Consider the following 13890-nt stretch of genomic DNA (forward strand, 5'->3'; position numbering starts at 1 on the left):
GCTGACACTGGCCGCATGGCTTTGCAACCGGCAGCATGGCTTATCCATGATGCCAGCGGTCATCTGCATGGGACCGCCGATCATGCAGAAGCCGGTCATGGAGCATTGGTCATGCAAGGCCAATGTCCCCTATCGCCGCCGTCAGCCGCGGGGCAAACCCAGGCCCCGCTCGGCAATCAGATTGCGCATGATCTCGTTCGTCCCGCCCGATATCGTCCAGGAGAATGAGTTGATGTAATCGAACATGCCGACCAGGCGGCGCTGGGAATGGAAGGGCTGACGAATATGCCCCTCCAGCCCTTCGATCCGGGCGACAAGATCGCCCAGTTTCTGGATCAGCGTGGTCTGGAAAAGCTTGATCCGTGCGGACGCCATCGCCGTCGTCGCGTGCGGCTCGCCATTTTCGTGATCATGCAACAGATCGCGGATCAAACGGCGGCTGGCCTGCATATCGGCCAGCACCGTCATGAACTGACGCCGCAACTCGTCATCCTCCAGCCAGGCCGCCTTGCTGGCGGATGCCTCGCGATAATAGTCCTCCATCAGGTGCCGCCGGCGTTCGCCCGCCTCGAAAGCGAGAACACCGCGTTCGGACGCCAGCGTCGCCTGCGCCACTCTCCAGCCGTCATTTTCAGCGCCGACGAGATTGGCCACGGGCACGCGCACATCGGTCAGGAACAGCTCGGAAAAGTCGGCCTGGCCGTCAATCTGTTCAATCGGCCGCACCTCCAGGCCGGGTGTATCCATGTCCATGATCAGGAAGGAAATGCCTGCATGTTTGACGGAGTCGGGATCCGTGCGGACCAGCAGGATGCAATGTTCCGCAAAGCGCGACATGGACGACCATATCTTCTGGCCGTTGATGACATAATGATCCCCGTCCCGCACCGCGCGGCAGCGCAGCGACGCAAGATCGGACCCCGCGCCAGGTTCGGAAAAGCCCTGGCACCAGACCGCCCCGCGCGAAGCAGGGGGCAGATAGCGCGCGCGCTGTTCATCGGTCCCGCACGGGATGAGCGTGCCGGGCAGATGATTGAGCGTGACGATATAGACGTTCAGCATCGGCGATCCGGCCCGCGCCATTTCGTCTGCGACGATCATCTGCCCGCTGATGTCAAGGTCCACGCCGCCATAGGCGCTTGGCCAGTGCGGCACGGACAGGCCCTGCTTGGCCAGTTCGCCGAACCACCAGCGCTGATAGGCGACATTCTCATCCTCCGTGCCGCGATCGGCGACGAGCGCCCAATCGCGAGGCAGCGTCTGGGCGATCCAGTCGCGAATGGCGGACCGGAAAGCGGGGACATCATTCCTCAGATCAATAATCATCATGCGATCTCCAGGACATCATGGCCGGCGCGCAGCGCTGCACCAAAGGCGCGTTCGGCCTGATCGCGCAACACCGCATTGGGCGCGAGCAACATTTCATTCAGGCGCACACGTTTGAGATAGAGATGGGGGTCATATTCGCGGGTGTAGCCAACCCCACCATGGAGTTGCACGCAGTCGCCGGCGATCTTCGCGGCCGCTTCCGTCGCATTCGCCTTTGCCATCGCCGACCAGAGGACCGCCCCCGGTCCGCCCGCATCGATATGATCGACAGCCTGCCGGACAAGCTGGTCGGCGCCGATCGCATTCACCTGATGATCGGCCGCACGATGCTTGAGCGCCTGAAAGGAACCGATCGGGCGGCCGAACTGCTCACGTTCCTTCATATAGCTGATCGTGCGGTCGAGCGTGCCGCGCGCGGCCCCGGCACTGTCGGCCGCGATCGCGATCGCGAACAGCGCCTCGAACATCGGCCTTGCACCGGGCAGCGTGACCAGCGGCTTATATTGTGACAACGAAAGTGACACCATCGCGCGGGTTTCATCCCAGATAGTGACAGGCTCTGGCGCGGCATCGGCCAGGTCGATCAGCACCAGATCGTCCCCTTCGCCAGCGACCAGGGCCGCGCGCGCATTCACCTCACCCAGCAGCCAGGCTGGCGCGTCGCCGCGGGGCGGCTCGACCTTTGCCGCGACGGCCAATGTCGCCGCGCCACCCAGCACGTCCGCGATCAGGGCGGCAACCGCCGCCTCGCCCGCCATGCCGCTGCGCGCCAGGACTTCCAGCACGACGCTCGTGGCGAGAAATGGTCCAGGGGCAGCGGCGCGACCCAGTTCAAAATGCAGGATAGCAAGGCCAGCGGCACCCAGGCCGATCCCGCCCTGCTCTTCCGGCAACGCCACCGCCAGCCAGCCCAACTCGGTCGCCAGTTGCAGCAGGCGAGTATCCAGCGCATCCCGGCCATCGATGAAGCTGTGTACAGCAAGGCTCGAACACTGTTCGTCGAGGACCGTCGTGATGCTTTCCCGCACCTCAGCCAGTAAGTCGTCCATCTGTGCTCCTTTTTCGCATTCCCTGTGCGAAATCTCATACAGCATCCGCCATGGGCCGCGATGCGCTGTCTCACAACCTGTATGACAGTGCTGGCGGGGGCATCAGTCGAAGCTATCACTATATAGATAAGTGAAGGGACGCCGGACCTTCTCGCACGACGAACCGGCACAAGGCCGACTATGCTCCGTCAAAGCCCGACGTCAAAGCCCGACCGGCAGATATTGAAGTCAGGCGCAACCGGAGACGATGATGGTTCCGCAACTCAACACTATTTTCCAGAACGCCTATGTGACCAATGATGTCGAACAGGCTGCGGCGCTGTTCAAGGACCGCTTCGCCACCGGAGCGTTCACGATCATTGATTTTGAAGGCGTGATGCGGATCGGCCTGGCCTTTGCAGGACGGACCATGATCGAACTGATCCAGCCTTTCACCGACCCCGCCGGCCTTTATGCACATTGGATCCCGGCGGGCACGGACTTTGCGGTACGGCATCATCATCTTGGCCTGCTGGTGGACAGCAAGGAAGAACTGGCAGCGATTCGAGCGGCGCATGTCAGCGCGGGCACCGCCGTCGCCACCGAAGGGTCGCTGCCCGGCGCGCTCGACTTTCTCTATGTGGACACCTCCACCCAGCTTGGCCATTACCTTGAATATGTCCGCCTGGACGAAGGCGGACGGGCGATGTTCGCCAATGTGGAGGGCAGCATTTTCACGATGTCCTGACAGCGTGAAATTTCAATTGTGATCATTCTTCCGCCCGCCCTTTACGGCGCAGTGGCCAGCTATAGTCTGGCGCGGATTTTCTTGGAGAGGTATTGAAATGACGGATATCCGTTTTGACGGTCGCGTCGCGGTTGTGACCGGGGCGGGCAACGGCCTTGGACGCTCTTATGCACTGGAACTGGCAAAGGCCGGCGCCAAAGTCGTGGTCAACGATCTGGGCGGCAGCGGCGCCGGTGTCGGCGCTTCCACCAGCGCCGCCGAACGTGTGGTTCAGGAAATTCGCGACAATGGCGGCGAAGCCATCGCCAATGCCGATACCGTCGCGACCCGCGCCGGTGGCGCGGCGATCGTTCAGGCCGCGCTCGACACCTGGGGCAAGCTGGACATCCTGATCAGCAACGCCGGCTTCCTGCGCAATAACCGCTTCGAGGACCTGACCGACGAACAGATCGATCCGATCATCGACGTGCACCTGAAAGCTGCCTTCTATGTCGGCCAGCCCGCCTATCGCGCGATGCGTGCGGCCGGCTATGGACGGATGCTCTTCACCGGATCGGCTTCGGCCATGTTCGGCCACGCATGGCAGGCCAATTACGCGGCCGGCAAGGCCGCCATGCTGGGGTTGTCGAACGTCATCGCGCTGGAAGGTTCAGCCTATGGCATTCAGTCCAATGTGATGATGCCGACAGCCTCTTCGCGGCTGGAAGGCGAAATGACGTCCGGCTATATGGAAATTCCCCAGTTCGCGAAATCGTTTGAATCGGCCGATTTTTCGATCACCGAAGGACGCATGGGGCCGGAATTCAACACGCCGCTTGCGCTCTATCTCGTCAGCGAAGAATCGACCGCCACCCATGGCGTTTATTCATCGAACAGCGGTCGATATGCCAGGGTTCGCATATGCGTAGCGGAAGGCTGGGTCGCGCCGAAGGGGAATGTCCCGCCGAGCATTGGCGATATCGGGGCGCATTTCGACAAGATCAGCGAACTTGGCAACTATAGCGAACCGATGACGGGCTATGACGAATTCACCGCTTCCGCAAATGCCGCCCGCAAGCAGGGTGTCTATCCCTGATACGACTGCGTAGCGACACAGGAGAATAAGGCCATGGCCACGAAAATCGGCATTATCGGCGCCAACTGGAGCCTGAAGGTTCACGGGATGATCTGGCAGCAACTGCCGGATGTGGAAGTCGCAGCGGTATGCACCGCCCATCAGGACACCGCCGAAGCAGCAGCAGCGGCGTTCAACATCCCCAAGGCGTACTGGAACGTCGCCGACCTGGTGGCCGACCCCGACATCGACATCATCGATGTCGGGAGTCGCCCGGCCTATCGCCCGGACATGGTGATGGCGGCCCTCAATGCGGGCAAGCATGTCTATAATGCGCTGCCCTTCGCCGTCACGCTGGATCAGGCCAAAGCCCAGACCGCCCTGGCGAAGGACAAGGGCCTGACCGGCGTGGTCGACGCCCAGTTCCGATGGGGACCGGCCGCGCTCCAGATGAAGCAAATGATCGACGAGGGGTTTCTCGGCAACATCCTCGGCTTCAACATGCAATTGCTGATGCCGTTGTGGGAACGGGACGGCAACTATTACCCGGCCTGCGCTTATCCTGAAGGGGGCATGTCCCCCTATCTCTGGCTGGCCGACAAGGCGAGCGGCGGTAGCGGGTGGCGCAATTTCGGGACGCACAGCACCCTGTTCCTTTCGCACCTGATCGGTCCTGTCGCGAGCGTATCGGGCTTGCAGACCACAGGTGTGCGGGAATGGCCGCTGCCCGACGGGACGGTGCTCAAGCCCGACACCGCAGATCTTGGTTGCGCGACGCTCCAGATGGAAAATGGCGCGATCGGCAATCTCCAGACCGGCTGGTGCGTGCCGGATTCAGAAGTGATGCGGATCGAAATCTGGGGGGACCGGGGCCGGCTGCTCTATACCGATCCCACCTTTGGCGACGGCGCCAGCGCCAAGCTATATGCAGGCTTGGCCAGGCAGAAGGACTATGGCGAACTGACCGGAGGCATGGTTGACATTGCCCCGCATCATTACGCCATTCCCGGATTGCCATGGAGCAAGGAAAACGCCCCGCCCTATATGGTCGCTATGAGCTGGATGTTCCACAACATGCTGGAAGCGATCAAGGGCAAGGCGCCTGCCTCCCCCAGCTTCGAGGAGGCCTTGCATGCGCACAAGGTCGTCACCGCACTGGAAATGTCCAGTGACACCGGACGCCGGATCGCCATAGCCGATCTGTAGATACAGTCGATCGCCCTGCCCGTCGTGCTTCACCCGGAATGAAGCACGACGGGCATTGGATATCCGCCGCCTGGTGGCCCTAAAAACGCTTACTGGTCGAACCGCACATGGATATGGGCGGGGACGCGCATCATGATGCCGCGAATTTCCGGTGCCGGCTTGTCGGGGTCGAGCCGCAGATTGTGGAGATTGTCCAGCACCGCATCAAGGGCGCGGGTCATTTCGACACGGGCCAGATGCTGCCCGACACAGATGTGCGGCCCGCGCGCGAACGAGAAATGAGCCCGACGGTCACGGAAGATGTTGAATGCGTCGGGATCGGGGTAAAAAGCCGGATCACGGTTCGCCGCGCCTGCCGCCACGTCGACATAGGCACCGGCCGGAATATGCACGCCGCCCAGCGTCGTATCGTGAATAGCGACGCGAAGCTGCGTCAGGACAGGGCCGTCCCAGCGCAGCGCTTCTTCGATCGCGGCGGGAATCAGGCTCCGGTCCTTGCGGATCGCTTCGAGCTGGTCGGGATTCTGGAGCAGAGCCGCCAGCAGGATGCTGGTGCCGCGATAGGTCGTGTCACCGGCCGCATTCATCAACTGGCGAAGAAAGGATATCAGGACCAGTTCGGGCAAATATTCGCCATCCGCCTCCGTATTGGCCAGCAGGCTGACAAGGTCATCACCCGGATTGGCCCGGCGCTCGTCGATCAGGCCACGGAAATATTCGCCCAGCTTGACGCCGGCTTCAAGCGCCTGCGGCATGTGATTGAAGTCCGTCTGACCGATGGCGAGGCGCTGGAAAGTGTTGACGTCCGATTCCGGCAGGTTGAGCTGGTGATAGATCACCTCGAACGGATAACGATGGGTGAATTCGTCCACCAGGTCGGCTTCGCCACGCGGCAGGAAGTTCGCCATCAGCCCGTTGACGACCGGATCGACAATCGTGTCGCCCCATGTCCTGACATATTGCGGCAGGAAAATCTTCTGGAAGATCTTGCGCCAGCGACCATGTTCCGGGTTATCCATCGTGCTGATGCTGCCCATGCCGAAGGTGGCGCCGAGCGTCGGATGATATCCCGAATTGGAAAAACGGCTGGTGTCGATCAGAACCTCTTCCGACTCCTTGCTGCCCAGCACCGTGAATTTGGGCATATCGCCATAATAGCAATAATATCCCATAAGCTCGCGATAGGAGCCGGGCAGGACGGTGCCCTGGGCGCGCAATGCATGGATTTGGGGGTAGGGATCGAGATCGTTTCCGAAATTATCCTCATGAGACAGGAACGGGTTGTAACTGAGGTCGTCAAATTCCTGAATCTTGATTGCCGTTGCCATGAGTCGGGGATCCTCTTCCATGTAGTAATTGCTACATAGAAGAGGAAGCGCCCATGGTCAACCAAGAGCGTCCCGGTCTGGCGCCGGATCGAGCGCACGCCGGACCAGGCATTCAAGCAATGCGATAAGTTCCTCCTGCGGCGGCGCGCCTTCGGGAAACAGCCAGTCGCGCAACAGAACCGTCGAGGCCAGCATGCCGAACGCCAGCCGCAGGCCCATGCCGATGTCGAAGGGCGGTTGGATGCCGCGGTCAGTATATTTCCGTTCCTGTTCGGCCGTGGCAGCCCGAAAGAAGGCCAGCAGCCCGTCGAGGGATGGCGCCCCATCCTCTTCCGATGAAGTCCCCTTGGCTGAAAGCAGCGCCAGGAAAAGTGACCTGTTCTTGTCGAACAGATCATATACGGCCAGGAAGTTATAATGCTCCCCGATCTTCCTGTCCTGACCATTGGGATATTGTTTCAGGAAACCCTGCATCAGCCGATTGAAAGGCTGGGCCACGACTTCATCGAAAAGGATGGATTTATTGCCATAATACCGAAACAGCAGCGTTTCCGACACATCCGCCACCCGCGCGATCTCACGCGTTGTCGCGCCATGATAGCCACGCTCCGCAAAAAGTTGGCAGGCCGCGTCGCATATGCGCCCGGTGACATCCTCGCGCGTCCGGCGGCGGCGGCGACCGCCATCGGCCGATCCTGTTTCGGACGCCCTGCCGTCGGTTGTAGCCGTGCTCAAATCCACCCTTTCATTTTGCAACGACGCGATATCCGACATCAGGCCGGGACCGGCCCTTTGCCGCGACAATCCCGCCGGAACCGCGATCACCGGCTTGTGCCGTGCCTTGCCAACACAATCAAGCCGGCGCTCCATATATGCCGGCCGGACGGATCAACCCAGCATTGTGCTGAGCGCCGCCTCCGTTTCAGCCCAGATCGCGCCCATATCCGCTTGCTGTCGCGCCTTGGCACCATAGCTGTCGAGGACGGGGAAGCCCGCGACAATCTGTGGCACCTTGAAGATATGCTCGATCAGGTCGCAGAGCAGCAGGGTCGGCAGGACTATGCAATCCGCCTTGCTGATGGCCCCGCCCGCGACGAAGGGCGCGTCATCGACGAAGGCCTGCACCAGCCCAAGACCCTTGCGCAATTGCGCCAGTTCCGCCTCGACCATATCGGCGTTCCGCTTGGCCGGGTCCATCTGCCCGAACAGGCGCAACGTGGCCGGCACGACATAGAGTTCCGTGGTGCGGATGGCGTTGCGCATCTGTATGCGCTGGGCTTCGTCCGCCGGGATCAAGGATGGTTCGGGACGGATATCTTCCAGATAATCGATGATCGTCTCGGACTCGGCGATGACCAGCCCGCTCTCTGTCACCAGCGCGGGGATTTTGCCGATGGGGTTGATCGCCAGATATTCAGGTGAACGGGTGCCGCCGCCCGGCGGCGCTTCCTGCACATAGTCCAGCCCCTTGATGCGCAGCGCCAGCCGGACCCGCGCGGCAAAAGGCGAATGCGTTACGGCATAGAGTTTCATGGATAGTCCTTCGCTTGAACAGACGGCACAAGGCCGGGATGCAGCGTTGCGTGATGGGATGGTTCCGGCATCCGCAAGCTATGATCCACGCTTCAGATCATCGTGGGCCGGACAATCGCTTCCGTTCCGCCATCCACATAGAGGATCTGGCCCAGCAGATAGCGCCCCTGCAACGTTGCCAGGAAGGCGATCACTTCCGCCAGTTCCTCCGGCTTGCCATAGGGGCAGTCCGACAAGGCAATCGGTGTTGCCTTGTCCAGCATCGCACGGCCTTCCTCCGTATCGAAGAAGGGTTGGGTCATGGGCGTGAAGGTGCGACCGGGCGCAACGCCGTTGAGCAATATGCCCGACCCGGCCCAGTCATCCGATATCGCCGCGCGCCGCATCCAGCGCGCCAGGGCATGCTTGCTGGTGGCATAGCCGGTGGCTGTGTTGGGATTGACATGTTCGGCGTGCCGCATCGCCGCCGCCTCGTCCCCCAGCAGGCAGGCATCGACCAGTTCGGGGGCGTAGTCCGTCAGGGAGGCCGTGGAAGTGATGACGACCGCCCTGGGCGCCACCGACCGGAGAAGCAGTGGCCGCAGCCCTTCCAACGTCGCCACGGCGCCGAAAAAATTGACCGCCAGCAGCAACGGCGGATGGGCCGGCGCGGGAATCCCCGCCACCGCCACGACCCCGTCAATCCCGCCCGGTGCAAGTGCGGTAACGGCGTCGACCATGGCGGTACGACCGGCGGGCGTTGACAGGTCGGCGATGACATCCACGTCCCGAAGGTCGACGCCGATCACCTGATGGCCGGCCGCTTTCAAGGTTTCCGCCGTGGCACGGCCAATGCCGGATGCCGCGCCCGTGATTACGATGGTTTTCTGCATGTCAGTCCGCTGCTCCGATCATGGGGAGGTGCGATGCGCCACCAGGTGGGCATCGCCATGTTGATGAAGATGGCGCCATCATCGCCTGACCGGGCGCAGAACCAGAAGGCAGAGGCCGGTCGCCAGCAGCCCGCCCACCATGGCGTACACCGCAGGCGGACCGAAAGCCGCGCCCAGAGGCCCCGATGCCATGGGGAACAACGCCTGCGGCAGGTAGAGTGCGAGACTGACCGCGCCAGTCGCCGCGCCGCTGTTGCCGCTGGCCCCGATCGCCTCCATGGCCAGCGCATAGACGGCTGTACCACACGCGCCCAGTCCGGCGCCCATCATGCCCAGGCCGATCATCGCGACCGGCAACGTTCCGCCAACCGCGAGAATGGCGCACCCTGTCGCGGTGACGGCCATGCCCAGCAGCATCATCGCGGATGTCCCCAGGAATTTCTGGACAAAGCCGTAGGAACCGGACCCGACCAGCGAACCCATGGCCATGATGGCAAGGACGAAGCCTATCTTGCCCGGATCGGCCACGCCCATCGCGGCGAGGTAGAAGGGCGAATAGATGCTGCTGGACACCATCGCCCAGCCGACGAAAATCGCGGCGAGGAAAAGCTGCGGCGGCACGCCGGCCAGCAGCCCCGCACCGCGCGCCTGCGCGACAGGCGCGTCGGCCTTCACCCGGTTGCGCGGCAGGAACAGGGCAAGGCCGGCCGCAGGCAGGAGCAGCAGATGCACCAGAAATGCCAGACGCCAGCTTTCCGCCGCGAAGCTGCCGACAATCTGATAGGCGAAGATGGCGATCCCGCCCCCCAGAAACGCCGACAGCCCGTACATCATATGCCGTTGCCGCTCAGGCAGGCGGGCGATGCCCACCATGCCAGCGGTGAACGCTCCGGCGACCGCGAAGCCCAGCACCACGCGCAAAGCCAGGATCGCGACCAGTGAATTGCACAGGATCGGCGCAAGGCCCGCAGCCAGGAAAAGCGCCAGTGAAGCAAGATAGGCGCTTCTGACGCCATGGCGCGCGACCAGCCGGCCGGCAACCGGAGAGGACAAGGCAAAGACGGGCGCAGCGATCGTCCCGATCAACTGGATCAGCAGCCCGACATTGGGCGCTGTGGCAAAGTCAGCCTGTAGCGGCGGCAGCGCGGCGCCCAGCGTGAACAGGCCGACCGCGATGAACGTGCCCGCCAGCGCCAATGCGCCCTTCGCCGGGATAGCAAGGTTCGCCCAGTCATCGGACGGCATGGGTGGTGAATCGAGGGTGGCCGCGCCTGGCATTTTTCCATCTCTCCAAATTGTTCGCGCCTTCATGACCGCGCTGTTGCGAGCGGGGAGAGTAAGCAGGCATTGCATGGCCGCACAGGCGAAGCGGCAAAGGATTACATCCATGATGCATCCGCCCGCACGGATGGAACGACAGGCGTCCTGAGAGCCAGAAATATCGGGAGCAGCGGACAGATCAAGCCTGACCGGGCAGATATTATGTAGGAGATCACAGCCATCGGCAGTCCGGGGCCGGACAAATGCTCTTGCCAAATCCCTTCAACGCCTCTCAGAATTTGGGCATGGAAGAGTTTGATTATATCATCGTCGGCGCAGGGTCTGCCGGGTGCGTCCTGGCCGATCAGCTTTCGGCCGATCCGGCCTGCAATATCCTTCTGGTCGAGGAGGGAGGATCGGGCGACAGCTTCGTCGTCAACATGCCCAAAGGCTTTGGCAAGACCCTGACCGATCCTGCGACGGCGCATTTCTACCCCACGGCCAATGCCCGCGAAACCGGCGCGGGACGGGAAGTGTGGTTGCGCGGCAAGATGCTCGGCGGGTCGAGCGCCGTCAACGGCATGGTCTGGAACCGCGGCGTCGCGGCGGATTACGACCGGCTGGCCGAACTTGCCGGTGATCAATGGTCATGGCAGCATATGCTGCCCCTGTTCCTGTCCATCGAAAATCATGCCAGCGGCGCCAGCCCGGATCGCGGCGCCGGCGGCCCGATCGAGGTCAAGACCCATCCGGCCCCTTCACCGCTGCTGAAAGCCTGGCTGGAAGCCGGACATGCCATGGGGCTTGCGATCAAGGCCGATCATGCGGACCCGAAGCAGGAAGGCATCGGGCCATTGCAGTGGAATATCGACGCGAAGGGTCGCCGCGTTTCCGCCGCCAGGGGCTTTTTGAAGCGCGCGCGCCAGCGCCCCAATCTGAAGGTGGAAACCGGCGTCCGCACGGACCGCGTCGTCATCGAAAACCACCGCGCGGTTGGCATTGCCGGCGTCCGCAGCGACGGTGCCGCGGTCGCGTTTCGCTGTCGTGGCGAAGTCATCCTGTCGGCCGGGGCAATCGGATCGCCGCGCATTCTTCAACTGTCGGGGATCGGCGCTGCGGATGCGCTGCGGCGTGCGGGGATCGACGTGGCGCTCGACAGCCCGGATGTCGGCCACCACATGCGCGAACATATGCTGATCATGATGAACTGGCGGCTGAAACGGATGCGCGACAGCGTCAATAACCAGTTTTCCGGTGCGCGCCTGATCGCCAATGTCGCCAGGCACATGGTCGGTCGCAACAACACCATGAGCTACGGATCGTCCGAAGCTGCCGCCTTCGTCAGGGTTCTGCCCGAAAGCGAGCGGCCCGACACCCAGGTGATGTTTGCCCCCTATTCCATCGATGCAGGCCGGGGCATGGCGATGGAAACCGAGCCGGGGATGCAGATATTTTCCATGACATTGCGCCCGCGCAGCGAAGGGCATGTCCTTGTCACCAGCAGCGACCCGGCAGCGATGCTGCATATCGACCCCAACTTCTTCACCGACGACTATGACCGGCGCGCGGCGATCGGCCAGTTCCGTTATGTCCGCAAACTCATGGCGCAGGCGCCGATACAGCCCTTCATCGTGGGGGAGACGGACTTCACCGCCAAGGCGCAGAGTGACGAGGAAATCCTGGACCTGTTCCGTCGCTATGGCGGGGCCGGCTATCATGCCACGGCGACCGTGCGCATGGGCAAGGATAATAGCGCGCCGCTGGACGGACGCCTGAGGATGCGGGGCATTGACGGCCTGCGCGTGGTCGACTGCTCGGTTTTCCCTGAAATGATTGCAGGCAACACCAACGCGCCGACGATGGGCCTGGCCATGCGTGCCGCGCAACTGATCCACGAGGATCGCCGTTCGGGCAACGCCCAGGCAGCCTGAGCAGGTTCCATATCCCGCGCCAAAAGCGTCCGGGACATGGAACTCGCCCTGCGTTGGCAAAACCGCTTTAGAGCGGGATGATGTCAGATTGACCCACGCCGTCATTGCAAGCGCAGCGCGGCAATCCACTGGAGCGCGCATGGATTGCCTCGCTGCGCGCGCAATGACGAATCAACCCTGTGTGATCGGACACTAAGCCGCCTATCCCTGCCCTATGACATGCTGGTGGACATGCATTCCGCCATCGACCGGAATGATCTGGCCCGTGACATAGCGTGCGGCAGGAGAGGCAAGGAAGCAGGTTACTTCCGCTATATCCTCTGGCCCGCCCACGAAAGGCGTCAGATTCTGTTCGGCGAACCCGTCAATCTGTTCGGGGGTCAGCACCTGACGCAGCCCGTCGGTCAGGATCAGCCCAGGCGATACGGCGTTGCAGCGCACATTATGCTTTCCATAGGCGGTTGCGATATCCATCGTCAGGCTGTGAATTCCGATCTTCGACGCCGCATAAGCCGTCCGCACCGAATCCCCGCGGAAGGTGACGCCCGAACTGGTGTTGACGATCGAACCATAACCCGCCGCTATCATGTGCGGGATGACATGTTTACATGTCAGCATCGGTCCACGCAGATTGACGGCCATCGCCCTGTCCCACAGATCGACCGACATGGTGACGACATCGCGGTCATGCGCCTGAAAGGCAGGGCTGGTCCCGGCTGCATTGTTGACGAGGATGTTGATCTTGCCAAATTCGGCCACCGCCTTCGCGGCCAGCGCCTCGACCTGGGCCTCGATGGTGTGATCGACCGCGACCATGATCGCCTGCCCGCCGGCCTGCGCGATGTCGGCGGCACACTCCTGGAGTCCGCCGTCGACCGACAGGTCGCCCAGCACCAGCTTTGCCCCGCGTTCCGCCAGCATGAGCGCCGTGACGCGACCAATCCCGTTGGCCGCGCCCACGACCACGGCCACCATGCCTTCCAGAGATTTCATGTCCACATATCCATATATTCGCGTGACCGGGCCAGGCCTGCCGGGCACATGCCCCTTTAAAGCGACCCGCAAAGCCAAATCCTGGCAAGCAGGCCAGAGACTGCGTTGGAAATGAACCATGTTCAATCCACCCCTGACACAATCAGGTGAGTGATGACGAATTTTCAATTGTCGCATGATTTCACATGCATCGACGACTGCGCAACCCGTCATCGATCATGACCTTTTACGCAAACCCGCTTTGCATGAATTCATTGTTTCAGCCCGACAGGCAGTGCGTCATAGCGAAACCGGGCATGTATCCTGTTCGATATTGTTGCGAATATCACAAAGCTGTTTCATCGAAACATCAAAACGATAGCATATACCTGATCGATGGATGAGGGACCAAGCCCTGCTCGCAAACGCTTCGAAGATACGATAAATATTCGGCGTGATGTGACGCCGCCCTACGGCAATGCCATGTCGGCATGGAAATTATGATAAAAATCCAAATCCATTAATAATTGAAATGAATTTTCATAAAGAAATTTATGAAATTAATGATATTTTTTCGATAATAAAAATATTTATCAAGAGGGATGATCATGAAATCATGGATTTACTGC

General features: G+C 61.6%; 12 protein-coding genes. 4 read left to right on the top strand and 8 right to left on the bottom strand.

The annotated features are described in order from the left end of the window. Nucleotides 1-141 precede the first annotated feature (141 nt). Nucleotides 142-1329, bottom strand: a complete 1188-nt coding sequence (locus Q4610_RS00240) for an acyl-CoA dehydrogenase family protein (RefSeq protein ID WP_304534022.1) — start codon at nt 1327-1329, stop codon at nt 142-144. Further along, nucleotides 1326-2378 carry an acyl-CoA dehydrogenase family protein gene (locus Q4610_RS00245; RefSeq protein WP_304534023.1) on the bottom strand — a complete coding sequence of 351 codons (1053 nt, stop codon included), beginning with the start codon at nt 2376-2378 and terminating at the stop codon, nt 1326-1328. The genes Q4610_RS00240 and Q4610_RS00245 overlap by 4 nt, the downstream gene beginning before the upstream one ends. A 247-nt stretch (nt 2379-2625) precedes the next feature. Here Q4610_RS00245 and Q4610_RS00250 point away from each other — a divergent pair, with 247 nt between their 5' ends. The 3 genes from Q4610_RS00250 to Q4610_RS00260 all read left to right on the top strand — a co-directional run bounded on the left by Q4610_RS00250 (nt 2626) and on the right by Q4610_RS00260 (nt 5365). Then, the gene (locus Q4610_RS00250) at nt 2626-3105 is read left to right on the top strand and encodes a VOC family protein (RefSeq protein ID WP_304534024.1); all 480 of its coding nucleotides are present in this window, start codon (nt 2626-2628) and stop codon (nt 3103-3105) included. Between the two features lie 97 nt (nt 3106-3202). Then, entirely contained in the window at nt 3203-4180 is a 978-nt protein-coding gene (locus Q4610_RS00255; protein ID WP_304534025.1) for an SDR family NAD(P)-dependent oxidoreductase, read from the top strand. A gap of 33 nt (nt 4181-4213) precedes the next feature. Next, nucleotides 4214-5365, top strand: coding sequence for a Gfo/Idh/MocA family protein (locus tag Q4610_RS00260; RefSeq protein WP_304534026.1), 1152 nt, complete (start codon nt 4214-4216; stop codon nt 5363-5365). Nucleotides 5366-5454: 89 nt separating this feature from the next. On the opposite strand, the gene Q4610_RS00265 is transcribed toward Q4610_RS00260, so the two are convergent. The 5 genes from Q4610_RS00265 to Q4610_RS00285 all read right to left on the bottom strand — a co-directional run bounded on the left by Q4610_RS00265 (nt 5455) and on the right by Q4610_RS00285 (nt 10376). Next, nucleotides 5455-6693: a cytochrome P450 gene (locus Q4610_RS00265; RefSeq protein ID WP_304534027.1), complete on the bottom strand. Its 1239-nt coding sequence runs from the start codon at nt 6691-6693 to the stop codon at nt 5455-5457. A 57-nt stretch (nt 6694-6750) separates the two neighbouring features. After that, complete coding sequence (locus Q4610_RS00270) at nt 6751-7428, bottom strand: TetR/AcrR family transcriptional regulator (protein ID WP_304534028.1); 678 nt, start codon at nt 7426-7428, stop codon at nt 6751-6753. Between the two features lie 153 nt (nt 7429-7581). Further along, nucleotides 7582-8226, bottom strand: a complete 645-nt coding sequence (locus tag Q4610_RS00275) for a glutathione S-transferase family protein (protein WP_304534029.1) — start codon at nt 8224-8226, stop codon at nt 7582-7584. A gap of 92 nt (nt 8227-8318) precedes the next feature. Continuing rightward, the gene (locus tag Q4610_RS00280) at nt 8319-9098 is read right to left on the bottom strand and encodes an SDR family oxidoreductase (RefSeq protein WP_304534030.1); all 780 of its coding nucleotides are present in this window, start codon (nt 9096-9098) and stop codon (nt 8319-8321) included. Nucleotides 9099-9176: 78 nt separating this feature from the next. Next, complete coding sequence (locus tag Q4610_RS00285) at nt 9177-10376, bottom strand: MFS transporter (RefSeq protein WP_304534031.1); 1200 nt, start codon at nt 10374-10376, stop codon at nt 9177-9179. Between the two features lie 287 nt (nt 10377-10663). Between Q4610_RS00285 and Q4610_RS00290 the strand changes: the two genes are divergently transcribed. Further along, entirely contained in the window at nt 10664-12289 is a 1626-nt protein-coding gene (locus tag Q4610_RS00290) for a GMC family oxidoreductase (protein ID WP_304534032.1), read from the top strand. A 201-nt stretch (nt 12290-12490) separates the two neighbouring features. Here Q4610_RS00290 and Q4610_RS00295 read toward each other — a convergent pair whose 3' ends face one another. Next, nucleotides 12491-13282: an SDR family NAD(P)-dependent oxidoreductase gene (locus tag Q4610_RS00295; RefSeq protein ID WP_304534033.1), complete on the bottom strand. Its 792-nt coding sequence runs from the start codon at nt 13280-13282 to the stop codon at nt 12491-12493. Nucleotides 13283-13890: the final 608 nt, after the last annotated feature.

This window comes from Sphingobium cyanobacteriorum, assembly GCF_030580935.1.
Taxonomy (GTDB): domain Bacteria; phylum Pseudomonadota; class Alphaproteobacteria; order Sphingomonadales; family Sphingomonadaceae; genus Sphingobium; species Sphingobium cyanobacteriorum.

What these genes read in the sequence shown, in the direction of transcription:
- Q4610_RS00280 (WP_304534030.1), bottom strand. Translation starts at nt 9,098, where the DNA reads ATGCAGAAAACCATCGTAATCACGGGCGCGGCATCCGGCATTGGCCGT.
- Q4610_RS00260 (WP_304534026.1), top strand. Translation starts at nt 4,214, where the DNA reads ATGGCCACGAAAATCGGCATTATCGGCGCCAACTGGAGCCTGAAGGTT.
- Q4610_RS00285 (WP_304534031.1), bottom strand. Translation starts at nt 10,376, where the DNA reads ATGCCAGGCGCGGCCACCCTCGATTCACCACCCATGCCGTCCGATGAC.
- Q4610_RS00240 (WP_304534022.1), bottom strand. Translation starts at nt 1,329, where the DNA reads ATGATGATTATTGATCTGAGGAATGATGTCCCCGCTTTCCGGTCCGCC.
- Q4610_RS00290 (WP_304534032.1), top strand. Translation starts at nt 10,664, where the DNA reads ATGGAAGAGTTTGATTATATCATCGTCGGCGCAGGGTCTGCCGGGTGC.
- Q4610_RS00265 (WP_304534027.1), bottom strand. Translation starts at nt 6,693, where the DNA reads ATGGCAACGGCAATCAAGATTCAGGAATTTGACGACCTCAGTTACAAC.
- Q4610_RS00250 (WP_304534024.1), top strand. Translation starts at nt 2,626, where the DNA reads ATGATGGTTCCGCAACTCAACACTATTTTCCAGAACGCCTATGTGACC.
- Q4610_RS00295 (WP_304534033.1), bottom strand. Translation starts at nt 13,282, where the DNA reads ATGAAATCTCTGGAAGGCATGGTGGCCGTGGTCGTGGGCGCGGCCAAC.
- Q4610_RS00245 (WP_304534023.1), bottom strand. Translation starts at nt 2,378, where the DNA reads ATGGACGACTTACTGGCTGAGGTGCGGGAAAGCATCACGACGGTCCTC.
- Q4610_RS00275 (WP_304534029.1), bottom strand. Translation starts at nt 8,226, where the DNA reads ATGAAACTCTATGCCGTAACGCATTCGCCTTTTGCCGCGCGGGTCCGG.
- Q4610_RS00255 (WP_304534025.1), top strand. Translation starts at nt 3,203, where the DNA reads ATGACGGATATCCGTTTTGACGGTCGCGTCGCGGTTGTGACCGGGGCG.